The 25,376-nt window shown below is 54.7% G+C and carries 29 protein-coding genes; 13 read left to right on the forward strand and 16 right to left on the reverse strand.

Annotated elements, in window-relative coordinates; all coding sequences use genetic code 11:
* Nucleotides 1–345 precede the first annotated feature (345 nt).
* Complete coding sequence (gene ccoM, locus HUF19_RS18385; RefSeq protein ID WP_286716578.1) at nt 346–465, forward strand: cytochrome c oxidase subunit CcoM; 120 nt, start codon at nt 346–348, stop codon at nt 463–465.
* Between the two features lie 102 nt (nt 466–567).
* Here ccoM and HUF19_RS18330 read toward each other — a convergent pair whose 3' ends face one another.
* From HUF19_RS18330 to HUF19_RS03795, 8 genes are read right to left on the reverse strand one after another with little or no spacing between them, the layout of a single operon-like run.
* Nucleotides 568–1,341 (reverse strand): septal ring lytic transglycosylase RlpA family protein, encoded by a 774-nt coding sequence (locus HUF19_RS18330; protein ID WP_270049436.1) that lies wholly within the window; start codon nt 1,339–1,341, stop codon nt 568–570.
* Nucleotides 1,338–2,312, reverse strand: coding sequence for a lytic murein transglycosylase B (gene mltB, locus HUF19_RS03765; protein WP_260998564.1), 975 nt, complete (start codon nt 2,310–2,312; stop codon nt 1,338–1,340). The genes HUF19_RS18330 and mltB overlap by 4 nt, the downstream gene beginning before the upstream one ends.
* An 11-nt stretch (nt 2,313–2,323) precedes the next feature.
* Nucleotides 2,324–3,466, reverse strand: a complete 1,143-nt coding sequence (rodA, locus tag HUF19_RS03770) for a rod shape-determining protein RodA (protein ID WP_436317743.1) — start codon at nt 3,464–3,466, stop codon at nt 2,324–2,326.
* Nucleotides 3,466–5,319 (reverse strand): penicillin-binding protein 2, encoded by a 1,854-nt coding sequence (gene mrdA, locus HUF19_RS03775; protein ID WP_260998565.1) that lies wholly within the window; start codon nt 5,317–5,319, stop codon nt 3,466–3,468. The genes rodA and mrdA overlap by 1 nt, the downstream gene beginning before the upstream one ends.
* A gap of 7 nt (nt 5,320–5,326) precedes the next feature.
* Nucleotides 5,327–5,794, reverse strand: coding sequence for a 23S rRNA (pseudouridine(1915)-N(3))-methyltransferase RlmH (gene rlmH, locus HUF19_RS03780; protein WP_145469751.1), 468 nt, complete (start codon nt 5,792–5,794; stop codon nt 5,327–5,329).
* Nucleotides 5,791–6,141, reverse strand: a complete 351-nt coding sequence (rsfS, locus tag HUF19_RS03785) for a ribosome silencing factor (protein ID WP_260998566.1) — start codon at nt 6,139–6,141, stop codon at nt 5,791–5,793. The genes rlmH and rsfS overlap by 4 nt, the downstream gene beginning before the upstream one ends.
* Before the next feature lie 6 nt (nt 6,142–6,147).
* Complete coding sequence (gene nadD / locus HUF19_RS03790; RefSeq protein WP_260998567.1) at nt 6,148–6,837, reverse strand: nicotinate-nucleotide adenylyltransferase; 690 nt, start codon at nt 6,835–6,837, stop codon at nt 6,148–6,150.
* Nucleotides 6,818–8,074, reverse strand: coding sequence for a glutamate-5-semialdehyde dehydrogenase (locus HUF19_RS03795; RefSeq protein WP_260998568.1), 1,257 nt, complete (start codon nt 8,072–8,074; stop codon nt 6,818–6,820). The genes nadD and HUF19_RS03795 overlap by 20 nt, the downstream gene beginning before the upstream one ends.
* Before the next feature lie 117 nt (nt 8,075–8,191).
* Here HUF19_RS03795 and HUF19_RS03800 point away from each other — a divergent pair, with 117 nt between their 5' ends.
* Together HUF19_RS03800 and HUF19_RS03805 are read left to right on the forward strand one after the other, a co-directional pair.
* Nucleotides 8,192–9,124: a GGDEF domain-containing protein gene (locus tag HUF19_RS03800; protein ID WP_260998569.1), complete on the forward strand. Its 933-nt coding sequence runs from the start codon at nt 8,192–8,194 to the stop codon at nt 9,122–9,124.
* Nucleotides 9,114–10,100: a GGDEF domain-containing protein gene (locus HUF19_RS03805; protein WP_260998570.1), complete on the forward strand. Its 987-nt coding sequence runs from the start codon at nt 9,114–9,116 to the stop codon at nt 10,098–10,100. The genes HUF19_RS03800 and HUF19_RS03805 overlap by 11 nt, the downstream gene beginning before the upstream one ends.
* A gap of 46 nt (nt 10,101–10,146) precedes the next feature.
* On the opposite strand, the gene HUF19_RS03810 is transcribed toward HUF19_RS03805, so the two are convergent.
* The gene (locus HUF19_RS03810; RefSeq protein ID WP_260998571.1) at nt 10,147–11,001 is read right to left on the reverse strand and encodes a class I SAM-dependent methyltransferase; all 855 of its coding nucleotides are present in this window, start codon (nt 10,999–11,001) and stop codon (nt 10,147–10,149) included.
* A 99-nt stretch (nt 11,002–11,100) separates the two neighbouring features.
* Here HUF19_RS03810 and HUF19_RS03815 point away from each other — a divergent pair, with 99 nt between their 5' ends.
* Nucleotides 11,101–11,721: a DedA family protein gene (locus HUF19_RS03815; protein ID WP_260998572.1), complete on the forward strand. Its 621-nt coding sequence runs from the start codon at nt 11,101–11,103 to the stop codon at nt 11,719–11,721.
* A 7-nt stretch (nt 11,722–11,728) separates the two neighbouring features.
* On the opposite strand, the gene HUF19_RS03820 is transcribed toward HUF19_RS03815, so the two are convergent.
* A complete protein-coding gene (locus tag HUF19_RS03820; protein WP_260998573.1) occupies nt 11,729–11,968 on the reverse strand; it encodes a hypothetical protein in 240 nt (79 codons plus the stop codon).
* Between the two features lie 156 nt (nt 11,969–12,124).
* On the opposite strand from HUF19_RS03820, the gene HUF19_RS03825 reads away from it, so the two are divergent.
* On the forward strand, nt 12,125–13,153 hold the full coding sequence (locus HUF19_RS03825; protein ID WP_260998574.1) for a DUF3549 family protein: 1,029 nt from the start codon (nt 12,125–12,127) through the stop codon (nt 13,151–13,153).
* Nucleotides 13,150–13,611: a YchJ family protein gene (locus tag HUF19_RS03830; protein ID WP_260998575.1), complete on the forward strand. Its 462-nt coding sequence runs from the start codon at nt 13,150–13,152 to the stop codon at nt 13,609–13,611. Before HUF19_RS03825 ends, HUF19_RS03830 begins: the two co-directional genes overlap by 4 nt.
* Nucleotides 13,612–13,642: 31 nt before the next feature.
* On the opposite strand, the gene HUF19_RS03835 is transcribed toward HUF19_RS03830, so the two are convergent.
* A complete protein-coding gene (locus HUF19_RS03835) occupies nt 13,643–13,924 on the reverse strand; it encodes a hypothetical protein (RefSeq protein WP_260998576.1) in 282 nt (93 codons plus the stop codon).
* Nucleotides 13,925–14,045: 121 nt separating this feature from the next.
* Between HUF19_RS03835 and HUF19_RS03840 the strand changes: the two genes are divergently transcribed.
* The 6 genes from HUF19_RS03840 (at nt 14,046) to HUF19_RS03865 (ending at nt 19,399) form a co-directional block, all read left to right on the forward strand.
* The gene (locus HUF19_RS03840) at nt 14,046–15,137 is read left to right on the forward strand and encodes a hypothetical protein (RefSeq protein ID WP_260998577.1); all 1,092 of its coding nucleotides are present in this window, start codon (nt 14,046–14,048) and stop codon (nt 15,135–15,137) included.
* 272 nt (nt 15,138–15,409) lie between these two features.
* On the forward strand, nt 15,410–16,561 hold the full coding sequence (locus HUF19_RS03845; protein ID WP_260998578.1) for a D-alanyl-D-alanine carboxypeptidase family protein: 1,152 nt from the start codon (nt 15,410–15,412) through the stop codon (nt 16,559–16,561).
* 161 nt (nt 16,562–16,722) lie between these two features.
* Entirely contained in the window at nt 16,723–16,995 is a 273-nt protein-coding gene (locus HUF19_RS03850; protein ID WP_225692204.1) for a YbeD family protein, read from the forward strand.
* Nucleotides 16,995–17,630 carry a lipoyl(octanoyl) transferase LipB gene (gene lipB, locus HUF19_RS03855; RefSeq protein WP_260998579.1) on the forward strand — a complete coding sequence of 212 codons (636 nt, stop codon included), beginning with the start codon at nt 16,995–16,997 and terminating at the stop codon, nt 17,628–17,630. Before HUF19_RS03850 ends, lipB begins: the two co-directional genes overlap by 1 nt.
* Nucleotide 17,631: 1 nt before the next feature.
* A complete protein-coding gene (lipA, locus tag HUF19_RS03860) occupies nt 17,632–18,594 on the forward strand; it encodes a lipoyl synthase (protein ID WP_260998580.1) in 963 nt (320 codons plus the stop codon).
* Nucleotides 18,595–18,724: 130 nt separating this feature from the next.
* On the forward strand, nt 18,725–19,399 hold the full coding sequence (locus HUF19_RS03865; RefSeq protein WP_260998581.1) for a TorF family putative porin: 675 nt from the start codon (nt 18,725–18,727) through the stop codon (nt 19,397–19,399).
* Nucleotides 19,400–19,463: 64 nt separating this feature from the next.
* Here HUF19_RS03865 and HUF19_RS03870 read toward each other — a convergent pair whose 3' ends face one another.
* Entirely contained in the window at nt 19,464–19,703 is a 240-nt protein-coding gene (locus HUF19_RS03870; RefSeq protein ID WP_260998582.1) for an HP1242/YdcH family protein, read from the reverse strand.
* Between the two features lie 144 nt (nt 19,704–19,847).
* Here HUF19_RS03870 and HUF19_RS03875 point away from each other — a divergent pair, with 144 nt between their 5' ends.
* Nucleotides 19,848–21,008: a response regulator gene (locus HUF19_RS03875; RefSeq protein ID WP_260998583.1), complete on the forward strand. Its 1,161-nt coding sequence runs from the start codon at nt 19,848–19,850 to the stop codon at nt 21,006–21,008.
* Here HUF19_RS03875 and trxC read toward each other — a convergent pair.
* The 4 genes from trxC to ispB form a co-directional block, all read right to left on the reverse strand.
* Nucleotides 21,002–21,439, reverse strand: coding sequence for a thioredoxin TrxC (gene trxC / locus HUF19_RS03880; RefSeq protein WP_260998584.1), 438 nt, complete (start codon nt 21,437–21,439; stop codon nt 21,002–21,004). The two genes, HUF19_RS03875 and trxC, sit on opposite strands and share 7 nt — an antisense overlap.
* 359 nt (nt 21,440–21,798) lie before the next feature.
* Entirely contained in the window at nt 21,799–22,161 is a 363-nt protein-coding gene (locus tag HUF19_RS03885; protein WP_260998585.1) for a GreA/GreB family elongation factor, read from the reverse strand.
* Between the two features lie 195 nt (nt 22,162–22,356).
* Nucleotides 22,357–24,150, reverse strand: a complete 1,794-nt coding sequence (gene dsbD, locus HUF19_RS03890) for a protein-disulfide reductase DsbD (RefSeq protein ID WP_260998586.1) — start codon at nt 24,148–24,150, stop codon at nt 22,357–22,359.
* 27 nt (nt 24,151–24,177) lie between these two features.
* Complete coding sequence (ispB, locus tag HUF19_RS03895) at nt 24,178–25,146, reverse strand: octaprenyl diphosphate synthase (protein ID WP_260998587.1); 969 nt, start codon at nt 25,144–25,146, stop codon at nt 24,178–24,180.
* Nucleotides 25,147–25,376: the final 230 nt, after the last annotated feature.

The raw sequence follows: 25,376 nt of genomic DNA on the forward strand, positions 1-25,376 counted from the left end.
TGGTCGCCGGTTTGCTTAGTGTGCACTGCCTGACGATAAATACCAATAAGTGCTCTGCGTCCGTGGCGACAAAGAGAACAGGTAAAGCTCCGCAGAAAGCGGGATTTTTATTGATCTTCTTCTTATTTAAGTAGCAAGGTTCACACCATTAGTCATGATAATTGTGTGGTTATTTGATGTGCATCAAGCTCTGCATCAACCCCGTTACAGGGTGATTTTTTCGTTGATGTACATCAATTCTGCCTTCCGCCCCCTTGCTAAAGTGACTTCATACCAAGCGCAATGAAGCAGTCAACGCAGTCATTGCCGCCCCGAACTGCAAGGCTTAACTGAGAGGTGAGCATTATGTTTATGGATGAAGTTGTATTTTCCGGCCTGATTATCGTTGCCCTGACCTGCGCCTTCTTTGGCGGTGTTTACTGGGCTGTGAAGAAAGATATCGAAAAACACGGCACTGGCGAATAAGCCGGAGCGACACGCTTTAGTTTTACTGTTTCTGCGCTGAGTACCTTGCCTCTGGGCCTGATGTTGATCGTCATGGCCCCTTTTTTTGTCTTTTTATTGTGATCAGTTCAGCTGATGAGCAGCCAGCAGCAGTGGCTGGCGGATATTCAGCTGATTAAGCCGGTCCAGCACCGCCTGCAGATCATCCCCCTCCGGCACTGGCCCTATCCGCACTTTATGCAAGCCGGCTCCACCATCCTGAGTACTGATACTGACCGGCCAGGTCATAGGTACCAGTGAACGCTGCAGGCTGGCCTGCAACCGCTGTGCTGCTGCGGCATCTGACAGTGCGCTGACCTGTACCCAGCGTACGCTGTGGGCATGGGGTGGGGTGACAACTTCAACATCAACGACGGCCGTGCCCATTTTATTGATGCCAAGGCGGACGGCGGCGGCATAGGACAGGTCGATGATACGGCCTTCGTGGAAGGGACCACGGTCGTTTACCCGTACGATAATGGATTTGCCATTATCAACCCGGGTAACACGGACATAGCTGGGCAGCGGCAGGGTTTTGTGTGCGGCGGTGAATTGGTAAACATCATAAATTTCACCGTTGGACGTACGGTGGCCATGAAATTTCATGCCATACCAGGAAGCAATGCCGCGCTCTTTGTAGTTATCGGCCTTGTCCATCACCTGATATTCTTTGCCGAATACCTGATAGCTGCGCGGATTGCCCATGCTGCTGCGCGGTTCTGCTTTGGGTTGCGGTTCCGGCAGGGTATGAATATCAGCGATGGTTGCCGGCGTGAAGTCGCTGGCGTGCTGATAGCGCGAGGTAGCACAGCCTGCCAGCACCAGAGTCAGTGCCAGCAGAAAGGTAACCGCTCTCAACGCAGCGCCTCACTCAGCTGGTAGACGGCCATGGCATACATACGGCTGTGATTGTAGCGGGTGATGACATAGAAGTTGTGCTCGCCCAGCCAGAATTCAGCGCCGACTTTTCCCTGCAGACGGATCAGGTTGGCCGAACGGTCATCGGCGATTTTAACGGTTGGCTCAACGCCCAGTGCTTTTAATTCTGCGACTGTCCATTTCGGTTTCAGGCTGTCGTTGACGATTTCTTCGTACTCTTTACCACTGACACGCACCCGCTGGGTAACGGCCTCACCGCTGCGCCAGCCGTGGCGTTTGAAGTAGTTGGCAACGCTGAAAATTGCGTCGGCAGGATTGCCCCACAGATCGCGCTTACCATCGTTGTCAGCGTCGACGGCATAGTGCAGGAAGCTGGTCGGAATAAACTGGCCATAACCCATGGCGCCGGCATAAGAACCTTTGACGGTGGCCGGGTCGATTTTTTCATCGCGGGCGAGAGCAAAGAATGCTTTTAATTCGCGCCAGAACAGTGGCCGTTGCGGATAGTCAAACGCCAGTGTGGCGAGGGAATCGAGTACGCGATAATTTCCCTGGCGGGTTCCATAAAACGTTTCTACACCGATGATGGCGGCAATAATGTGCTTATCAACACCAAATTTTTGTTCGGCCTGTTGCAGTAAGTCTGCGTGTTCCTGAATAAAAGCTTTACCGGCACTGATGCGCTTTTTCGTCAGGAAAATATCCTGATATTCGTCCCACTCTTTAACTTTTTCGGCAGGACGGGCAATGGCTTCAAGAACGGAATCAAGTTTTTCGGCATGGTTCAGCCAGGTGCGGATCTCGGCCGGATCAATTTTGTATTCTTTGCTGGCTTCGGCAATAAATTCTTCACTGCGCGGGTGCTGATCGTAAGCTGCGGAAACGGGCAGGGTGGCGCATAACAATAAAGCGCTGCTTAATTTACTCAGGGTGTCACGGAAAAAACGCATAAATCTGTATCCTAATTCTGCCGGTGGGTGTACATGGACATAATTAAACCGAACGCGGTCAGCAGGCTGACTACTGAGGTGCCACCGTAGCTCACCAGCGGTAAGGGTACGCCGACCACTGGTAATATGCCACTGACCATACCTATGTTTACGAATACATAGATAAAAAACGTAACGGCCAGACTACCGGACAACAAACGGCCGAATAAAGTTTCACAGCGAGACGAAAGATACAGGCAACGCATAATAATCAGAAAATACAGTGTCAGCAGCGCCAGTACGCCAATCAGGCCGAGCTCTTCTGCCAGTACGGCGATAATAAAATCGGTATGGCTTTCCGGCAAAAACTCAAGCTGTGACTGGGTACCCTGCAAAAAACCTTTACCGTCGATACCGCCGGAACCGATAGCTGTTTTTGACTGAATAATATTCCAGCCGGAACCGAGTGGATCGCTTTCCGGATTGAGGAAAGTCAGAACGCGTTGTTTCTGATATTCACGCATTACAAAAAACCACATCAGTGGTGCACATGCTGCGACAATGCCGATCATTGACAGTATTAATGCCCAGGACATGCCGGCAAAAAATAAAACCAGAATACCGGACGCGCTGATCAGAATAGAGGTACCGAGATCGGGCTGTTTCAGAATCAGAATCGTCGGCAGACCGATAATGATCATCGCTTTAAATAAATCGAAAAGGCGTGGCGGTACCGGCCGGGTTGACATATACCAGGCGACGGTTAACGGCAGGGCCAGCTTAACCAGCTCGGAAGGCTGAAAGCGTGGTAAGCCGGGTAACTCCAGCCAGCGTTGCGCGCCTTTCGCACCAACGCCCATGACCAGTACGCCGATGAGGGCGATAACACCGATGGCAAAAGCCCAGGGAGCCACTGTCTGGTAAAAGCGCGGCGGAAACTGGGCTGTGACAATCAGGACGATAAAACCGATCAGAAAATGCAGCCCCTGACGTTTGACCATGGTCATATCCTGACCGCTGCCGCTGTACAGGATCAGCAAGCCGCAGCCGGCCAGCAGCAGAATCAGCAGGAACAGAATCAGGTCAATGTGCATGCGCTCAAACCAGGCGCGGCTGCGATCAAACCCATGCTGGTGGTGGCCGCCCATGGTGCGGCTGAAATCGGTATTAGCCACTAGCCTTCTGCGCCTCCGAGGTATTCGTTAATAATGCTTTGCGCGATCGGGCCTGCAGTACGGCCAGCAGATTCACCATTTTCGATCACCACGGCAATGGCAATCTCCGGGTTTTCTACCGGTGCAAAAGCAATAAAGAGCGCGTGATCACGCCAGCGTTCGCGCAGGGATTCGGAGTCGTATTCTTCATCCTGTTTGATCCCCACGACCTGTGCCGTCCCGGTTTTACCGGCAATCGGGTAGCGCAGCTTGCTCCGCAGGCGTCGTGCAGTACCGTGGGTACCGTTGATCACCTGTTCCATGGCGTGATACATCTGCTCCCAGTCCTGCGGGTTTTTCAACTGAATATCGGCGATATCGCCATGCGGAATTTCATCCTCGATATCGTTGTGCGCCAGAATCAGACGCGGTACCTGCCAGGTGCCGCGATTAGCCAGAACTGCGGTGGCAGTGGCCAGCTGCATGGGTGTTACCAGCATAAAGCCCTGACCAATACCGAGGTTGACGGTATCACCGGCGTACCAGAAAGATTTTCTCTTGGCCCGTTTCCATTCGCGGTCGGGCAACAGACCCGGCAGGGCGTTGCTGATATCCAGCGTCATGTTGCGGCCAAAGCCGAACTGGGCAAGAAACGGCGAAATATTGTCGATACCGGCACGCACGGCGACATCGTAGAAATAGGTGTCGCAGGATTCGACGATGGCACGCTCCAGATTGACTTTGCCATGGCCGATGCGCTTCCAGTCGCGGTACAGGCGCTCGTCATTTTCCAGCTGATACCAGCCCGGATCATCAATGGCTTCATTCCAGCTGGTAATGCCGGAGTTCAGGGCCGCTAAGCCAACGAAAGGTTTCAGGGTGGAGGCCGGTGGGTACTGACCGCGGATCGCCCGGTCAAACAGTGGCAGGTCTGGGTTGTCGCGCAGTTCGGAATAATCTTTGTGCGAAATACCGGTAACAAATAAGTTCGGGTTGAAACTCGGGTTGGAATACAGGCTGACAATACCGCCGGTTGCCACCTCGATTGCAACGAGGGCGCCACGCATACCTTTCATTTCTTTTTGCGCCAGTTTTTGCAAACGGCTGTCGAGGTGCAGGGTAATGTCCTGGCCGGGTACCGGGTCTTTGCGCTCAATAATCTGGATTACCCGTCCGCGGGCGTTGGTTTCTACCTTCTGATAACCCACTTCACCGTGCAGGTCCTGCTCGTAACGGCGCTCTACGCCGAGCTTACCGATAAACTGGGTCGCGCTGTAACGGCGCTTGGTTTCCGGGTCGGTGTCGAGGGTAGCCTGCTCCTGCTGGTTGATCCGGCCAACATAACCTAGTACATGAGCAAAGGTTTCACCTTGCGGGTAATGCCGCACCAGCTGGGCTTCAACGTCGACGCCGGGCAGATAAAAGCGGTTGACCATGACCTTGGCGATATCGTCTTCGCTCAGCTGGTGACGTAAAACAACAGGTTCGAACGGCCGGCGGCGGAAGCCCTGACGTTTTTCAAACTGCTCGCGGTCACGTTCGCTGATACCGATCAGCTGATCGAGGAAAGCGATGGTCTGCTCCATATCGCGTACCCGTTCCGGTACCAGGGTCAGACTGTAAGAGGGGATGTTTTCGGCCAGCAGAATGCCGTTGCGGTCGTAAATCAGACCGCGGTTAGGTGCGATAGGACGCAGCTGAATACGGTTGTTTTCCGACAGGTCTTTGTATTTTTCGTAGAGATTGATCTGCAGATAGGCCATGCGCCAGGCCAGTATGCACAGCATCAGGAAAATAAAGATGGCCAGTGTTAATGCGCGGGAGCGGAACAGCCTCCGTTCTGCCGATTTATCCCTGAATGAATGCTCCCACATAAACGACTCACTTATGGTAAGGGTGGCCCTGCAGGATGCTCCACGCACGGTACAGCTGTTCGGCCAGCAGTACACGCACCAGCGGGTGAGGCAGGGTCAGCGCCGACAGCGACCAGCGCTGTCTGGCCAGAGCCAGTACCTCGGCGGTCATGCCATCGGGGCCACCGACCAGCAGAGCCACATCGCCGCCCTGCATGCGCCAGCCTTCCAGCTGCTGTGACAACTGCTCGGTCGACCAGTTGCTGCCTTTTACATCCAGCGCCACGACGTGATCCTGCGGACGGATTGCTTTACGCAGAGCGTCAGCTTCCTGCTGCATGGCTTTTTCTTTGCTGGTGTTTTTGGCGCGGTGTCCCGGCGGAATTTCCACCAGTTCGATGCTGCAGTCGGCGGGCAGGCGCTTGGCGTATTCCGCAAAGCCCTGTTCCACCCATGCCGGCATCTTATGACCTACCGCCAGAAGGCGCAGTTTCATGCCTCAGATTGTCCGGTCTCTGCGCCGGGTTCTCCCCAGAGACGCTCCAGATCGTAGAAGTGGCGGGACTGGTCGGTCATAACGTGTACCACCACATCAATCAGGTCGATCAGAACCCAATCAGCGGCGGCACGACCTTCCGTACCGTTAGGGCGCAGGCCGGCGTGCTTGGCTTTTTCCTCCACGTTACCAGCGACAGCGGTGACGTGACGGTTAGAAGTACCGGTTGCGATGATCATCCAGTCGGTTACCGAAGTACGGCCGCGGACGTCGAGAACGGTGATATTTTGCGCTTTCAGGTCTTCCAAAGCGTCGATCACCAGAGATTTGATTTGCTCAGTTTGCATTCAGTTCTATCGATAGAGTTGTTGTTGGGTTATGTAATCCAGCACCGCGTCCGGTGTCAGAAAGGTCACATTGTCGCCCTGCTTGATAGCCCGGCGCAAGTCGGAGGCGGATATATCCAGCTCCGGCCAGTGATGAAGACAGATATGACCGGCTTCAGCGGCCAGTAAATCGGTCAGTGAGCACTCACGTTGCTCTAATTGTTGTTCCTGCCAGTGGCTGACGTTGCGCAATCCGGGACGGCTGATGACCAGCAGATTGGCTTCATCCAGCAGTGATTGCGGCTGATGCCAGTGTTCGAATCCCTGCCAGGCATCCTGTCCCATGACCCAGGTAAAACCGACGCTGGGGTAGGCGGCGCGCAGGGCAGCGACGGTGATGGCGCTGTAGCTCAGGTCGTCACGCTCAAGCTCGATGTTGCTCGGCTCAATCCCATCCAGATTGCGGCAGGCAAGCAGCAGCATTGCCAGACGCTGTTCAGCACTGGCCTGTGGCTGCGGCCGGTGTGGCGGAATACGGTTGGGAATCAGCAGGACTTTCTCGAAGCCGAGATCGCGCAATTGCACGGCGATACGCAGATGACCGATATGAACCGGATCAAAGGTACCGCCCAGCAGCGCCCAGCGTTTACGGCGACTGCCGGACGATTGCCCGGCGATTGGTTGCATGGCGGGCGGATTATTTACGGACTTCGCCATTGCCCAGCACTACGTACTTTTGTGAGGTCAGACCGTCGAGGCCGACCGGGCCGCGGGCATGGATTTTATCGGTGGAGATACCGATCTCGGCGCCCAGACCGTATTCAAAACCATCGGCAAAGCGGGTGGAGGCGTTGACCATCACCGAGCTGGAGTCAACTTCGGTCAGGAAGCGGCGTGCCAGTGTGTAATTTTCGCTGACGATGGTGTCGGTATGGTGTGAGCCATAGTGGTTGATATGGTCGATGGCGCTGTCCATATCGTCGACGATTTTCACCGCCAGTACCGGCGCCAGATATTCGGTATGCCAGTCTTCTTCGGTGGCGGCATGAATATCGGTCAGCAGTTCACGGGTACGCTCACAGCCACGCAGTTCCACGCCAAGAGCTTCATAGGCTTCTGCCAGTTCCGGCAGGATATCGGCGGCCACGGCCTGATGCACCAGCAGGGTTTCCATGGTGTTACAGGTGCCGTAGCGGTGTGTCTTGGCGTTGATGGCGATATTGATGGCCTTGGTTTTATCGGCGAATTCGTCGATATACACATGGCAGATACCATCCAGATGCTTGATCACAATCACCTTGGCGTCACGGCTGATACGCTCAATCAGGCCTTTGCCGCCGCGCGGTACGATAACGTCCACGTACTCCGGCATGGTGATTAACGCGCCGACCGCGGCACGGTCGGTGGTTTCCACCACCTGCACGGCACTGGCCGGCAGGCCGGCTTCTTCCAGTCCGGCGCTGATAATGGCGGCCAGTGTGCGGTTGGCTTCAATGGCTTCGGAACCACCACGCAGAATGGCGGCGTTGCCGGATTTCAGACACAGGCTGGCGGCCTCAATGGTGACGTTCGGACGGCTTTCATAAATGATGCCGATAACGCCCAGGGGCACGCGCATCTTGCCCACCTGAATGCCGCTTGGGCGGTATTTCAGATCGGTGATTTCGCCGACCGGATCGGCCAGAGTGGCCACCTGATGCAGGCCTTCGATCATGGTATCGATACGCTCGTCGGTCAGTTCCAGACGATCGAGCAGGGCGGCTTCAAGGCCGTTGTCGCGGCCGCGTTGCATATCACGCTGGTTGGCGGCTTTGATGGCATCGCGCTGGGCGGTAATGGCATCGGCAATGGCCAGCAGCGCTTTATTTTTGTCCTGAGTCGACGCGCGGGCCATGGCACGGGAGGCCTGGCGGGCGTTCTGACCCAGGGTCTGCATGTATTCGATTACATCCATCGATCACACCTGAACAGTCTGTAGCGGGAGAAAGTGCGCTAGTATACACCAACAACTACAATGAAAGCGTCCGCAGCCTCTGCGGTGCAGTAATTTCAGCTACGGATTCTCTCGGTTATGGAAAAAACGCAGTTTCACAGCCTGGTCGTGCTGCAGGTTAAAGTCCTTTATTGCCTGCTGGCGGCGTTGGGGCTGAGCATTATTGCCGCCCTGGATCTGCTCGAAGATAAAAAACAGTTTGCCATGATTGCTGCCGGTTTTTCGCTGGCGCTGGTGGTGTATGCCGGCTATCTGTTAGTGCGCCGTAAAAAGCGCTCATCCCCTTACCCTGAGTGGGTGCTGGTGGGGCTGTTATCGGTGTTTACCCTGTTTGGCATGCATCAGAGTGCACAGGTCGCGCACTGGATTTATTTTGTACCGGTGTATACCTACTTTTTGTTTCCCTTCCGCCTGGCCAGTTACATTACCCTTGCGTACAGCGCGGTGCTGGTATTACTGGTACTGGAAGACTTTGATAATTACAGCCGCCTGCAGATGTTGTTTACCTACGCGGCCTGTTACACCTTTTCGGTGATGTACGCCCTGATTAATGAACGCAATAACCGTGCTCTGACCGAGATTGTGAATACTGATCCGCTGACTCAGGTGTATAACGAGCACCAGTTGTATCTGGATCTGAATAAAGAAATGACCCGTGCTGACCGTCAGCGCAGCAGTCTGATGTTAATGGCCGTGGCAACACCGGAAGCCTGGCACAGCCTGAAAGTGGAAGACTATGAGCAGCGCCTGAGTTATCTCGGCAATAAACTGCGTAAGTGTCTGCGCAAATACGATGCCTGTTACCGCCTGAATACCGATGACTTTGTGATTGTTATGCCGCACAGTGATCCACAGGATTCTGAAGAGCTGAAAGCTCAGTTGCTGGATTGTATGGCCGATAAGAAATTCGCTGCACTGAAAGAATTGCCGGTGCATGTGGAAGCCTATCAACCGGATGACGATGCTCACAGTCTGATCCGCCGGGTTATGGAGGCGTTACATGCTGGCTGATTTATCGCAGGACGAATTATTACCCAGACTGCAGGCGGTGGTGTATCTGCTGGCTTCGGTCGCCATTGGTATTCTGATGTACGATCAGTACCGGCAGGGGTTGTACCCGCTGGTGTTGAGTAATGCTATTGCCATCCCGGCGTTTGTGTTCAGTGCGATCTTTATTTATATCAATCGCGACCGTGACATCTTCTCCTGGATTAATTATCCGCTGATTTTTACCCTGGCTGCGCTGGCGCTGTATCAGCTGCCACAGTATCCACAGCTGATGACGCATTATTTATATGCTCTGCCGCTGTTCAGTTACTTTTGCCTGCCACTGTATCCGGCCACGGTATTTAATGTGGTGGTCGCGGTTTTGATGACCCTGCTGTTGTGGCTGGATCATGGCTTTATGCTGGCGCTGCGCACCGGCACCAATTATTCATTGCTGCTCGGCTCGGCCTGGTGCTTTGCCTATTTAACGCTGTTAAAAGGCTGGTCGCTGAAACGTCTGGCACTGACCGATCAGACCTCCGGTGCCTATAACCGCCGTCACTTTTTTCATGCCCTGACCCGCGAGATTGCCCGCAGTGAATCGACCCGTCACAGTGTCAGTCTGATTGGTCTGGTGATCGATGATTACCGTCAGCTGATTGATATCCACGGTAACCGGGTTATGTCGCAGTTTCTGCCGCGCTTTGTTGAACGCACACAGCGCCAGATCCGTGCCGGAGACGAAATATTCCGCCTGGCCGATGATTTGTTTGTCCTGGTGTTACCGAACTGTCCGGAAGATGGTGCCATTGTGCTGATGGAGCGGGTTAAGCGCACCTTGCAGCAACAGGCATGGAAACCCTTTGCGGAAATTTCTATCAGTGCCGCCGCGGTTGGCTTGCAGATGGGAGAGGACAGTAAGGATCTGGAAAAACGTTTATCGGCAAAACTGAAGAAACAAAAACGTGCCAGCCTGCAGCTGGCGGCCTTTGCCGATTAAATAAAGCGGTCAGAGCAGCTCTGAATGACTCAGAGCTGCTCTGGAACTAAACGCTGGCGCGGATAATCCGCACCAGCGTTTTTGTTTTTGATTGTGGCAGGTTCAGTTTGCCGTAGAACTCTGCCGGGTCGTGTACCCGTACCTCGTTGAAACCATCCTGTTGAAACCCTTTTTTAATTGCGGCATCCGACGGATAGTGCAGTGGCCACTGGCCGCGGGTAAAAAATCCCACCAGTTTCTGCGCGAATTTTACGTAGCGGTATGACGGATGGTCGGCAAAATCCGGGTATAAATCGGTGACGTAAAATCCGGCCGGAAATCCTTTCAGCCCCTCCGCCATCCGGGTCCAGACACTGCGGATGGTGACCAGATCAAAATAATTCACCAGGCCTTCGGTAACGATGGCGGTTTTCTTCGCCGGATCAAGGCTGGCCAGCAGTGCGGCAATAGAATCATCCCCTTCCTGCTGCAGAATATTGCAGGCCCGGACACTGTGACCGCTGGTCTGGCCAATCTCCGCCAGCAGTGCCTGTTTACGGCTGGCCATACCGGGAAGGTCGGCTTCGATATAAGTCAGCTGCGGATATTTCTGTTTAAAGCGATAACCGCGCGGCGAAAGACCGGCGGCGATTTCAACAATCTGCTCCACGCCTTCTTCTTCGATCAGGCGCTCGACCTGATGATCAATAACAGAGTGCCGCTGCAGTAAAAAGGTATCGATATCAGCCCCGGCCACCAGGCGTAAAAAGGCATTAACCGGGCTGAGTGCGGCATTGGCGACACGTCCCATACCGGTAATAAACCCGGGGGCGGAGAGGCCGTGCTTGTACCAGATGTAGCCGGTATAGTGAGCGCTGATGCTGATGCGGGAGGTATCGGTGGCGGAAGTGGAAGAGGTCATGAGCTGTCTTTTATTGTTGTTGTGTACGCACACGAGAATACAGGGGAATACCCTGCTGCGTCCACGCGTGGTCAACCGGCAACAGCCCGGGCGGTTGTGATGGAGTCGGCACTATCCGGTTTTTTTGCAGACGTCCCCGGCATTATTGAGCAGCATGGCTGGCTGCTGTTGCCAGCGGTCTTTGTTCTGGCGCTGGCAGAGTCGCTGCTGGTGGTCGGGTTATTTATTCCCGGTGTGGCATTGCTGGTGGGGCTGACCATTCTGGCGGCGGAGCAGGGGTTGCCCGTTGTTTGGTGGTGGCTTGCCGGAGCGGCGGGAGCGCTGTGTGGCGACGGTCTGAGTTTTCATATTGGCCGCTGGTATGGACCGCGGCTTGCGCACTGGAATATCTTCCGCCGTCACCCTGACTGGCTGCCTTCGGCTGAGCACTTTTTTGCCCGTTATGGTGTGTGGAGCATTGCTCTTGGGCGCTTTATCGGCCCGTTGCGGCCTCTGGTGCCGGGGGTAGCCGGCGCTTGTGGCATGCCGGTACGGCGTTTCTGGTGGGTAAATAGCTGGTCTTCAGCCGCCTGGGCGGCGTTTTATCTGCTGCCGGTTTACTGGTTTGGTCAGGCGGCCCTGACCGTACTGCAACCCTGGCAATTACTGCTGGGATTGGGGCTGGCAACGCTGGTCGCGCTGTTGATAAGCCGAGTGTTACAGCGCCGTAAAGGCCCCTGAACTGAGCTTATTGCTTATCCTGTAGCGCCCGTACTTCGTTACGCGCCTGATTAAGCTGAAATTGCAGGTCGGCGACTTTTTGTTTCAGTTCGCGCGCAGCAGCCACTTCCTGCTGATGCTGATCGGCAATCTCCTGCAGACTTTTTTCTGCCTCTTTCACCTGTTGCTGCCAGCGTTTACTCAGCCGGTATGCCACCACGGCTCCACCAATAATCATGCCTGCCATAATGGCGAAAATAAGACCCATAACAACTCCTGTGGCCCTTAGGCTATGCGGGGTAAAACGTCAGTTTATCGGAATTGGTGCGGATATACCCGGCTGCGGGACAAAAACTGGTAAACTGCCCGCCGTTGAATTTTCTGTGGGCTGATCGCCATCAGCCCATTGTTGTGGAGCTAAGTTGTGACCATTGCTGAACTGGTAGCCAAAAGCGGCGCGCAGATGCGCGTATTTGATCTTGGGCGACGCATCGAAGAAGTGCCTCTGGCGGACTTCAAAGCCTTTGAGCAGATGCAGAAACCCTATCCGGTGCCCTATCTGAAACATGCCTGGCTGGGCATTCTCAGCTGGAATCCCGATGAGCCGGGGCAGCACAATATCTGGTTTGTTAAGTTGCCGCTGGATGAGCAGAACATTCTGCAGCCGGGTCCGCGCGATGCCTTCCTGCAACACTGGCTGCGGGTTGCCCAGTATCCGGATCAGAAGCACGGCGATGCGCCCTGCAGCTACAAACCGGATGCCAACCGTATGGCCTACTTTCATGCACTGGCGCTGCAGGCTCTGGGGCAGGAGACTACCCAATACTATGCAACCGCACGTGCTTACCTGAGCGGTGATATCGGCTGGGATAACTGGCAGCAGCTCGGTCTGCAGGGGCTGGCCGAAGTGGTTGCGCGTCTGGCGGAAGAGCAGAACGAAACCCTGCTGTGCAAGGCGCTGCCAAATTTACCCGCGGTGCCGCGTAATGTGGTGCTGGGTTTCCTGGAAAATGCTGCGCCGGGTCAGGCACTGACTTCCGCGATCAATGACAGCCTGTCACAGGTTGTCGCGGGCGGTGCTGAGGTGGCTGATCTGGCGGCCTTTGCCCGTGCGTTATCGCACAGCGTTAATGCCGATCAGCGCGTGCTGTTGCTGCAGTTGCTGCTGCAACATCCGCACAGCCGTTCAGTGGAGTTGCTGGCGGCGCTGGGCAGCCGTTGCTGGCGTGATCTGCAGGGCGGATTGCTGCTGGCTTATCTCGAATGTCTGGCGGTTAACGAACAGGGCATAAATGCCTTTAATGCGCTGGTCGCCGACCTGCTGGCGTTGCCGGGGATGCGTGAACGCTTTATGGAAGTATTCCGCTCACCACAGCGCAGCGAATCGCTGGCGCAGGCGATAGGGCAGTTACTGTCGCTGGCGCGTCAGGGTGACAGTGGACGTCTGCAATGAGCAGCAAGGCAGAAGCTCTTTGCCCCTGTGGCAGCGGCCGTCTGTATGGTGACTGCTGCCAGCGGTTGCATCAGGGGCAGCCTGCTGCAACCGCTGAAGCCCTGATGCGCTCACGCTACAGCGCTTTTGTCTTTGGTATGCAGGAGTATCTGCTCGAAAGCTGGGACAGCCGTACCCGCCCGGCAGAATTACCGCTGGATAACGATACCCGCTGGTTTGGCTTAACGGTGCATGATTCACAGCAGGATGGCGACAGAGCGACGGTCAGTTTCAGTGCGCGTTTTTGTGAAGGCAAAGACTGGTTCTGTCTGAGCGAAGTCTCCGCTTTTGCTTTAGCTGCGGATGGTCATTGGCGCTATGTCGATGGTAAGGCTGACTTTCAGCCGCTGCAGCCGGGACGTAACGACCTTTGCCCTTGTGGCAGCGAGAAAAAATACAAGAAGTGCTGCGGCGCCTGACCCTTAGACCGGGCGCCGGATAAAAGGCCTGTCAGGATGGTTGCTGCGGACGGGTCATGCCTTTTAACAACATGCCCCAGACCATGGCAAAGGTGCCAAGCACAGACAGCAGCATCATCAGATTGACCAGCGTGCCGTGGCGCTGATAGTAACTGCTCTGCGGTTGCGGCTGATCGGCACAGCGGGCATTGATGAAGTCGTAAAAACCACCGCTTTGGCTGCATTCAGTCACGGCCGACATTTCGATTCCGTACAGTGTCAGCAAAATAATGCCGGGAACGGCAAATAACAGTGAACCGAGGCGTAGCCACATGGTTTTTTCTCCGCGTATTACAGGTGAATGACAGATGGAACTTGACATCAGAGGGCGATTCTTTGCATCTTACCAGCCTAGTTGTGTCCGACAAAACGATAACAAAATAAAGCTGCTCATTATGAAACGACTGATTACCCTAACTGCTCTACTGCTGGCGATGAATTCCCAGGCCGCTACCCAGAACCTGGATCAGCTGCTGAGCAGCATCAAAGCCGATATTGCTGCACAGCGTTTATCCAGCCCGGCGGGCAATAACGCGCTGGAGCGTATCGACGCTTTCCGTGAGCAGGCTCCCTACGATTTCCGTGTTGTGCCACTGGCCTATCAGTGGGGCGAGGCCTATGTAGCGCTGGCAAACAAAGCGATTGCTGCCAAAGAATACGACAAGGCTCAGGGTTATCTGGATAAAGTCTGGCTGGTTGCAGCCCTGACGCCGGGACTGGAAGAAAGCCAGGATAAACTGGATAAGCTTTATAAAGGGGCGCCTAACGTGGTTGCCCGTGCCGAAGAAAAAGGCCCGAGCAAAGAAGAGCTGGCGCGTCAGAAGCAACTGGCTGAAGCCGCAGAAAAAGAAAAAGCCAAGGTAGAAGCCGAGCGTAAGCGTAAGGCGGAAGAAGAAAAACGTCTGGCTGCGGCAGAAAAGAAAAAAGCCGAACAGGATCGTTTGCGTCGTCAGGAAGAAGAGCGTCAGCGTCGTGCTGAAGCGGAAAAAGCGGAAAAAGCCGCTGCTGCAAAACGTCTGGCTGATGCAGAAAAGGCCAATACTGCTAAATCTAAAGCTGATGCTAAACCCGCTGCCAAAGCTGCTCCTGTTGTCGCCGTGGTTAAAGCTGTGGCGCCTAAGCCTGCGGTAAAAGCCAGTGCCGGCAGTAATGAAGTTTCTGAGCTGTGGGAAGAAGCAAAAGAAGATACTGCGCCATTGGCCAGTTACCCGGTGTCGGCCGAGCAAATTGCCAGCCGTGACCGTGATATTGCCGATGGTCTGCAACCAATCTGTCAGGCTATCCTGGATAACGATGCATCGGTGGTTGTTCATACTCAGGACAAGGCCGATTACCGTTGGCTGACCGTGCGTCTGACACTGTGTCTGCGCCGCCTGGATAAATCATTCCGTCTGCGTCACAGCTATCAGACACTGGCTGACAGCGGCCCATTTGTTACGCTGCATCCGACCCGCGAAGTTTCTCTGGTGCGCCAGGCGGGGGATTAAGTCTCCACAGCAAAAATAAAAACCCGGCTTTTTGGCCGGGTTTTTTTATATCGTTTTTTCGCCACTGACGAGGGAACCAGACACAGGTTTTTACGGTCAGTCATGGTCGGACTCCGGTTCAGTTATGGCCCGCCAATTCATCTGACAGGGGCAAACGGACATCGGTGGGGGAGCGAGGAACAGTCGTCAGGATTTCGTTTTCTGCCCCCTGCAAAAAATGTTCAGCGTGTTACAATGCGCGCCCGTGTTTACCCAACGGTTAAATATTTGTTATGCGTTATTTGCTATTGATAGTTTCTGTAATGATTTCTGCCATCACGGCTTCCACTGTGCAGGCGGAAGTAATTGTGCCTAAAGCACCGGATCTGGACGCCAGCGCCTATGTGCTGATGGATGCCGACAGTGGCCGCATTCTGGTTGAACATAACGCGGATGAGCGTCTGCCTCCGGCCAGTCTGACCAAAATGATGACCAGCTACATCGCTGTGCATGAACTGGAGCTGGGTAATGTTACAGAGCAGACTCAGGTACCGATCAGCGTTAAAGCCTGGCGTAAAGGCGGCTCGAAAATGTTTGTGCGCGAAGGTACCGAAGTCGCACTGATCGATCTGCTGCGCGGCATTATCGTACAGTCAGGTAATGATGCATCTGTTGCGGTTGCTGAATATTTTGCCGGCTCAGAAGAAGCCTTTGCCGGCTGGATGAATCAGTACGCTGAACGCTTTGGTATGACCAATACCCACTTTGAAAATGCCACCGGTTGGCCGGCGGAAGGACATTTGTCGACCGCTGGTGATATTGCCAAGCTGGCGCTGCACATCGTTAAAGACCATCCGCATTACTACAAGCTGTACGCCGAAAAATATTACGAATACAACAATATCCGTCAGCCAAACCGCAATAAGCTGCTGTGGCGTGACCCTTCCGTTGATGGCCTGAAAACCGGTCATACCGATGAAGCCGGTTTCTGTCTTGCGGCTTCTGCCGTGCGTGATAACACCCGTCTGATTGCCGTTGTTATGGGAACCCGCAGCGAAGAAGCCCGTGCCCGTGAAACCCAGAAACTGCTGGCTTACGGTTTCCGCTATTACGAAACCCGTAAGGTCTATAACGCAGAAGAAGTATTGCAAAGCAATCCGGTGTGGCTGGGTAAAACCGAAACCGCGGATATTGGTCTGGAAAAAGAGCTTTACCTGACACTGCCACGTGGCATGAAAGGTGAGCTGGAAGTGAATATCCTGACTGATGAATTTCTTGAAGCCCCCATCGTGAAAGGCCAGGTAGTCGGAACCCTGACTGTCAGTATGGAAGGTGAAGTACAGGCTGAGCGTCCGTTAATTGCGCTGTCGGATGTCGAAGAAGCTGGTTTCTTCGGTCGTCTGTGGGGCAGTATCAAACTGTTCTTCGCCCGCCTGTTTGCCTGATTGAACGCGGCCAATACGTGCCAGTCTGGGTTTTGGCTCAGGCTGGCTTTTGTGTTTCTGGCCGCTGAATAATGTGGCGTCTTCGGCCAAAGTCCGATGGCGCTTGAATTCCGTATGGGTTACAACCATATAAGGCTCTGATGTACAGAGAGGCCATAAACGTGAGTCAGCCTGAAGCTCCAAAAATTGAATTCCCCTGCGCTAACTATCCGGTAAAAATTCTCGGACATGGTAAGGATGACTATGTTGAGGTCGTGCTGGAGATTGTGCGTATTCATGCGCCTGAATGCGATGTTGAGCGCATTCAGATCCGCAACAGTTCCAATGGCCGTTTCCGTGCCCTGACCGTGTACATCACGGCCACAGGGATCGAACAGCTGCAGGCTTTGCACAAAGACCTGCTGGCCCATGACTATATCCATATGGTGATCTGATGACGGCTGTGCTTGTCCGTGAGCTGGGTCTGCAGGAATACACCCGCGTGTATGACGATATGCTGGCCTTTACCGCCGCGCGCGACGAGCAGACGCCAGACGAACTCTGGTTTCTGCAGCATGAGCGGGTATTTACTCAGGGACAGGCCGGTAAAGCCGAGCATGTGCTTATGCCGGGCGATATCCCGGTGGTGCAGAGTGACCGTGGCGGACAGGTTACCTATCATGGGCCGGGTCAGCTGGTGGTCTATCTGATGGTGGATATCAAACGCCTTGGCTGGGGTCCGCGGGCACTGGTATCGGCGATTGAGCGTGCCATCGTGGCTACACTCAGCGAGTGGCAGATTGATTCTGCTCCGCGTGAAGATGCCCCCGGTGTGTATGTCGGTGGGCGCAAGATTGCCTCACTCGGGCTGCGTATTAAAAATGGCCGCTCCTTTCATGGTCTGGCTCTGAATATCGATATGGATCTGGAGCCCTTTCAGCGTATCAATCCCTGCGGCTATGCCGGCATGCAGATGACCCAGATGCGTGATGAAACTGATCTGCCGCTGAACATTGAGGCGGTGATTGCTTCCTTACAACAACAGTTGCTGGCTGAGCTGAATGCCGGCAGCGAAGCGCCCGGAGCGTGACATGACAGATAAGGCGAAAGTGGTTCAAGGCGAGAAATTGCGCGGCGCAGAAAAAGTCGCCCGTATTCCGATTAAGGTCATTCCTACCGAAGAGTTACCGCGTAAACCCGACTGGATTCGTGTGCGCATTCCGGCTTCGCCGAAGATCAACGAAATCAAACAGAAGCTGCGCAAGCACAAGCTGCACACCGTGTGTGAAGAGGCCAGCTGCCCGAACATCGGTGAGTGTTTTGGTGGCGGTACGGCAACTTTCATGATCATGGGTGATATCTGTACCCGCCGCTGTCCGTTCTGCGATGTGGGTCATGGCCGTCCGAATCCGCTGGATGTGGATGAGCCGATCAATCTGGCTACTGCCATTGCCGATATGGGCCTGAAATACGTAGTGATAACCTCGGTTGACCGTGACGATCTGCGTGATGGCGGCGCCCAGCATTTTGCCGATTGCATCCGTCTGACCCGCGAGCACAGTCCTTCGATTCAGGTCGAAACCCTGGTGCCGGACTTCCGTGGCCGTATGGAAATTGCCCTCGATATTCTCAGCGAAACGCCACCGGATGTGTTTAACCACAATCTGGAAACCGTGCCGCGTTTGTACAAAGAATGCCGTCCGGGTTCTGATTACCAGTGGTCGCTGACGCTGCTGAAAGAATATAAGGCCCGCCGTCCTGAGGTGGTGACTAAATCCGGCCTGATGCTGGGGCTGGGGGAAACCAACGAAGAAGTCATTGAGGTGATGAAAGATATGCGCGCGCATAACATTGATCACATCACGCTGGGGCAATATCTGCAGCCGAGTAAAAATCACTCACCGGTTAAGCGCTTTGCAACTCCGGAAGAGTTTAAAGAGCTGGGTGATATCGCCAAGAGTCTGGGTTTCCTGCGTGTGACCAGCGGCCCGCTGGTACGCTCGTCTTATCATGCGGATCTGCAGGCGCAGGGCGAAGACGTTGGCGGACTGTAAAATGGTGTGGGCCGTGATTCTGTAGCGGCTCTTTCTGTGAACGTTATTGGATTGTGAAACCTTGGGCGGTGATTATGTAACCGCTCTGTGATAGACATAGGGTTCCTGTTTAATCCATTGAGGGAACCCTATGAAACGTTCGACCCTGCTGGCTATTCCGGCTTTTTTGGCACTCTCGTCTGCGGCATCTGCTGCCACCGTGACGTATAACGCCGCTTTTGTCTCAAATTACCTGTTCCGTGGTCTGACCATGACCGATGACGGCCCGGCTTTGCAGGGCGGTGCGGATGTGAAAAACGGTAATGCCTATGCGGGTGCCTGGTTCTCCAATGTTGATAAGCCGGACGGTGCAGAAGGTCTGCCAGTCGAGATGGACGTGTATTTTGGCTATAACAACCAGTTCGATGGATTTAACCTCGATATGGGTGTGCGCACTTACAACACGCTGTTTGATGTGGGTCGTGAAGAGACCGAATTCAAACTGGGTACCAGCCCGGCCAAAGGTCTGTCTGTCAATATGCACCGTGGCGTAAAGGCTCAGTACTGGTATCCGGAAGTCACTTTCGAAAAACACCTGCCTCAGCGCCTCTATCTGGACGTAGCCGTTGGTATGTGGATGGTGGATGACGCTGACGATAAAGCGCTGACTGCCCGGGTTGAACTGGCCCGTGATTTCCCCGAATTCCATAAGATTGATCTGTTTGTCGCCGCCGACTTTATCAGCGATGAAACCCCTTATGGCGACAATAACGATAAAGACGATTCTGATCTGAATTTCGTTATTGGTGTGCGCAAAAACTTCTGATAAGTGACGCGTTATCCACAAAAAAGCCCGGAAATCCGGGCTTTTTTGTGTCTGGCAGAAATGCTCAGGCGCTTTTCAGCATCGCATAGAGGTCATCCTTCAGATGCAGGCGGCGCATTTTCAGGCCCTCCAGACGCTCATCTGAGGCTGCCTCAACAGCTTCTTCAATTTTGCGTACTTCCCGGTCCACTTCATGATACTCGTCAAACAGGCGGGCGAAATGGCGGTCTTTCATTTTCAGTGTGCGGATCTGATCGCTCATATCCGGGAACTCTCGGTGCAGGTCGTGGTGTTCAATTGTCATTATCGGGCCTCCTTTGAAGATGCTTTCAGATTGCCTGCTCTGACAGAAAGCCTCTTGATACAGATCAGGCCAATCCCTGTTGTTTACAGGGGCTTTGCTATAGTTGATACAGATCAAATATCTGACGGCCTCAGGGAGAGGGATATGAGTTGTAACAACGTGGCGCTGCTTGATGATGAAATCAGTATGATCAGGCTGCTTGAACGTGCTCTGGATAACTATGATGTACAGGCATTTACCGACCCGGAGGGATTCCTGAATAACCTGCGTCCGGAGACGGACTGCATCTTGCTGGATATTCAGATGCCGGGGCGTGATGGCTATGAAATTTGCCGTATGCTGCGTTCCCGTGAAGCAACACGCCATACGCCGATTCTGTTTGTCTCAGGTCAGAGTGATCTGGAGCAGCGTCTGCAGGGTTATGCGGCGGGCGCCGATGATTTTATCTGCAAGCCTTTCAACATCGACGAGATGCGCGCCAAGGTTGAACGCGCTCTGCTCAGTAAAGAGCAGCGGGAAATTCTGCAGTCGTCGGCTGATGAGGCCCGTCAGGCGGCATTTGAGGCGATGACGCATTCCGCTGAGCAGGGAGAAATCAGCCGGTTTATCGAACAGGTTATGGGCTGTAAGAGCCGCGAACAACTGGCCTCTGTGCTGATTGCCAGCCTGAAAAACTTTGGTCTGAATGCTGTTTTAGCCTGCTGGACGGGGCCTGAGTTCTGTTTTGTCTCCCATGCTGAGCAGGTGCGCCCACTGGAGTCGGAGTTATTGCTGAGCTGCCGCGAGGGCGCACGGATCATTGAGCTGGAAAAGCGCATGATCGTGAACTTTGGCAATGCCTCAGTGCTGATCAAAAATGTCCCCTGGCAGGAAAAAGCCCGTTATGGCCGGATTAAAGACCACCTGTGTGTACTGATGAGCGGTGTTCATGCGCGTTTGCAATCGCTTTCGACCGAACACAAGCTGCAGCAGCAACAGACGCTGCTGGATGCTCTGGATGATGTGGAATACGCCTTACAGCACCTGCAGCAGCGTCAGGATCAGGGACTGAACAGTGCCCGTGAAACCGTGCAGGAACTGGAGCTGGAGTTATCAGAAGAACTGTTGCTGCTCAATCTCGATCCGGATCAGGAGCGGCATCTGATGCAGCTGGTGCGCAATCACATCAGTCAGCTGGAGCAGTTATACCGCAGCAGTGCCGATGTGACAGGCCCGCTGCAGCCGGTGCTGCAGGCGCTGGCCGATATTGCCGGACAGCGTCCGGCGGCTGACCGCACCGGTACGGCTGCTTATTCTGTTCAGTGAATCTTGCTCAGCGCTGCCTGCAGCCATTGCTGTAGTTGTGGCGCCGGCAACGCGCCTGCCAGACGATCAATTTCCTTTCCCTGATGATAAACAATCAGCGTCGGAATACTGCGGATGCCGAGTTGTGCACTGGTTTGCTGTGCCTGTTCGGTGTTGACCTTGGCGAAGCGCAGCTGTTGCTGCATCTGCCCGCACAGCTGGGTAAATACCGGCGCCATCATCTGACAGGGGCCGCACCAGCTGGCCCAGAAATCGACCACCACCGGCAGATCATTTTTCAGCAGAAAGCGCTGGAAATTGCTGTCGTCCAGTTCCACCGGATGACCGTTGAATAAAGGCTGTTTGCAGCGCCCGCACTGGGCCTGCAGCTTTTGCTGCTGATCTTCAGGGATACGGTTAATGGCCGCACAGGATGGGCAGGTGTAATGCATGATGGAATCTCCGCGAAAACATGCCATCTATATGCGTCTTCGGGAATGAAGTTTCAAGGGCAGGGGGCTGGTCTGTCTTTTGTATATTGGCCCCCTGCGTTTATTTATGCCGGGTTTTGCTTCTTCGCGCGTTTATCGCGGCGTTTTTCTTTCAGCGTTTTGGCCGGCTGTTTCTTCTCTTGTTTTGCCATTGCAATATCTCCGTTCAGCGCTGCTGCTCTGTCTGCCGCAGGGACAGTGGCAGCTTGCGGGTAACTGAAGAGCTGTTTGTGCTGCAGGGTCTATTTAATGAGTGTTAACAGGCCCCGGGCACGCGACAAGTTAAGGGCTTCAAGGCGATGTCCTCCATTTCCGGATGGTCAGTTGATGACCTGAATAACGGTAAATGCAGAGCGGATGCCCATAACATTCACCGTACAGCTGTCGCCGGGTTGCAGGCCGCTCAGGGCTGCTCCCAGTGGCGAAAGAATGGAAATGCGGTACTTGCCAGGGTTGGCATCGGCCGGAGACGTCAGAACCACCGAAAAGCGTTCAGCGGATTGCAGCACCACCAGAGAATTCAGGCGGATAGCGCGCTGGTTTTCCGGGCTGCTTTGCCGCACATCGCTATAGGCTTTCAGCAGCTGTAAAGGGCTGCGGTAGCTGAAGGCATCCGTGGTCAGTAAATGCTGTTGCAGGCGCTGGCCTAATTGCCGCACCGGGTTGGGAATACAGGAAATCATGTTTCTCTCCATAACTGATAACAAACGTTATGTTGCGCCGGAGAGTGAGGTGCTCTCCGGCTCAGTTCTGGAAGGTTCTGGCCTGCGACAGGGGAAGGAGGTGTTTCATATAACGTTATTTCTCAATAGCTGTGAGGCGATCATAGCCCGGAGAAAATAAAAGGCAAGCCTGCTGCGGAGGCTTGCTGAATGCATTCAGGGCAGGTGTTTCCGGATATGGGCAACAAAGCGGTCTTTGCCAAGCTCTCCGACAATACGGGCGGCTGGCATTTCCTGCTGCTGACTGAAAAACAGAATGGTTGGCGGGCCGAATATGGCGTGTTTCTGCATAAAGGCAATCTGCTCGGCGCTGTTATCGGTGACGTCGAGCTGCAGCCAGAGGACGTTCTTCATCATCTGCTGTACATCGGGCTGGGCAAAGATTTCTTCCTCCATTACTTTGCAGCTGATGCACCAGTCGGCGTACAGATCGAGCATCACCGGTTGCTGGCTGGCCGCAATCTGTTTTTCGATCTCGGCTACAGAGCTGCTGCGGAAAAACGCCGACGAGTGCGCCGGGGTGCTGTTGCTGCCGATGAATTGCTGGCTGCCACTCAGTGGTTGTAATGGATTGCTGTTGCCCTGCAATACGCCGACAAAGGCGATGATGCCGTAGAGTAAAAATACCCAGGCCAGACCTTTGACCAGCCGCTGTATACCGCTGGCGGCCGGTTCCAGTGCGCCGAGGCTGATGCCGTAAAACAGGGCCAGCAGTGCCCACAGCAGCAGGCTGATGTTTTCGGGCAGGATACGGCTCAGCAGCCAGATGGCAACGCCCAGCAGCAGAATGCCGAAGAAGGCTTTGATCTGGTTCATCCAGCCGCCGGCTTTGGGCAGGAATGACGCGCCGGTGGTGCCGAGCACAATCAGCGGTGCGCCCATGCCTAGGCCAAGCGCCAGCAATGCGCTGCCTCCCAAGATGGCGTCGCCGGTGGTGCTCAGATAAACCAGTGCACCCGCCAGTGGCGCAGATACACAAGGGGATACCACCAGAGCAGAGAGAATGCCCATGATAAAGACGCTCAGCCACTGGCCGCCTTTCTGGTTCTGATTCAGCTGGTTCAGACGGTTACGCAGACCCGATGGCAGTTGCAACTCATACAGGCCAAACATGGCCAGTGCCAGCAGCACAAAGAGCACGGCAAACAGAATCAGTACCCAGGGGGTTTGCATCCAGGCCTGAATATTGGCTCCGGCACCGAGCAGGCCGACGGTCAGACCGGCGGCGGCATAGGTCAGGGCCATGCCGAGCACGTAGATGGATGAGAGGATAAAGCCACGGCTGGCGGAGGTGTTCTTCTGGCCGAGAACAACCGTGGTCAGGATGGGCACCATCGGCAGCACGCAGGGGGTAAATGTCAGACCAAGACCGAGCAGGAAAAACAGCCCGACCACTGCGCCCCAGGAGCGGTTGCTGAACCAGCTGTCGGTATTGCTCTGTGAGCTGGTGCTGCCAGCGGTATCTGTCACCGTGTTGTTGCTGTTCGCGGTGGCCAGAGTGTTTGCGGCTGCATCAATATCGGCTTGCGAGATGGTCAGGTAATAACGTTGTGGCGGATAGCACAGGCCGGCGTCGGCACAGCCCTGATGATGCAATACCAGTTCGCCGGGCTGAAACCGGCTCAGGTCAAAGCGCGTATCCAGCTCACCATAAAACGCAGTGACCAGACCAAAGGCTTCGTCTTCTTTCTCTTTACCCGCATGTGAGTAGTACACCGGGTCGGCCTTCAGCTCACCCTGCTGGATAAAGATGCGGTGCTTGTAGAGGTAATAGCCATCGGCGGAATGCCAGCTGGCGTACAGCTGGCCGTTATCGATAAGAGTGGTCAGCGGAAAGGCCTGTTCGACCGGCAGGAAATCCGGCTCGTCGTTACCGGTCAGGCTGTCCAGCAAGCCAGCCTGCGCCGGCAGCCAGAACAGGGAAATACACAAGAGTAACCACTTCGCCACAGATAACCTCCGGGTCATGTCTGTAAATCAGGTATTGCGCTTCACCGCCAGAAACGCCAGTGCACGCAGGGCCTCTTTGGCCTCTGAATCCGGCAAAAGTTGCAGATGCGACTGAGCGCGGTCGGCGCAGTCGTAGGCTTTCTGGCGGGTGTATTCCAGCGAGCCCAGTTCGCGCACGGCATTCAGTACGTCGGCCATATCGTCAAGACCGCCTTTGCGGATCGCTGAGCGGATCAGGCTGCGCTGTTGTTCGTTACCATGTGCCATGGCGTGAATCAGCGGCAGGGTTGGCTTGCCTTCGGCCAGATCGTCGCCGACGTTTTTACCCATGGCTTCGGCATCGCCTTCGTAATCCAGAACATCGTCAATCAGCTGGAAGGCCATACCCAGTTCTTTACCATACTCCTGCATGGCATGGCTTTGTTCGGGAGTGCATTGCAGCAGAGCGGCGGCTGCATGGGTTGAGGCTTCAAACAGCATCGCCGTTTTGCCGTGGATAACATCCATGTACTGCGCTTCGCTGGTGTCCGGATTCTTTACGTTGGTGAGCTGCAGAACTTCACCCTCGGCAATCACACAGGTGGCGTTGGACAGAATGTTCATGACCGGCAGTGAACCCAGTTCAACCATCATGGTAAAGGCACGGCTGTACAGGAAGTCACCGACCAGTACGCTGGGAGCGTTGCCCCATTTGGCATTGGCGGTCGGGTTGCCGCGGCGCATGTCGGAGGTATCAACCACGTCATCGTGCAACAGGGTGGCGGTATGCAGGAACTCGATGACGGTCGCCAGTTTAACCGCGTTATCATCGCTGCGGCCAAAGGCCTTGGCGGTCATCAGTACCAGCAGCGGGCGGATACGCTTGCCACCGCTGCTGACGATGTAATCGGCGATCTTTTCAACCAAAGGAACGCGCGATGCCAGTTGGGTATGGATCAGGCGATCCACCGCCTGAAATTCGTCGCCGACGACAGCGAGAATATCTTGTATCTGCATGAATTAAGGGCCTTATAAAAAACGGCGCTCGACTCCGGCGGAGCTTGCAGGCAGTACCGGAGCGGCTGAAGGCGTGCAGTGTAGCTATCTAGCCGAAGGCCTGACAACGATAGTGGGTGAAAAAGTCCGTTTTTGGCCCTGTAAAAGGTGTTTTTGCCGCTGAAAGCCGTGTTTGCTCCTGAATCCGTCGCCTCCTGCAGAGTGATCAGGCCGCTCTTTCCCGGTTGTTG

Source organism: Thalassolituus hydrocarboniclasticus, assembly GCF_025345565.1.
Taxonomy (GTDB): domain Bacteria; phylum Pseudomonadota; class Gammaproteobacteria; order Pseudomonadales; family Oceanobacteraceae; genus Venatoribacter; species Venatoribacter hydrocarboniclasticus.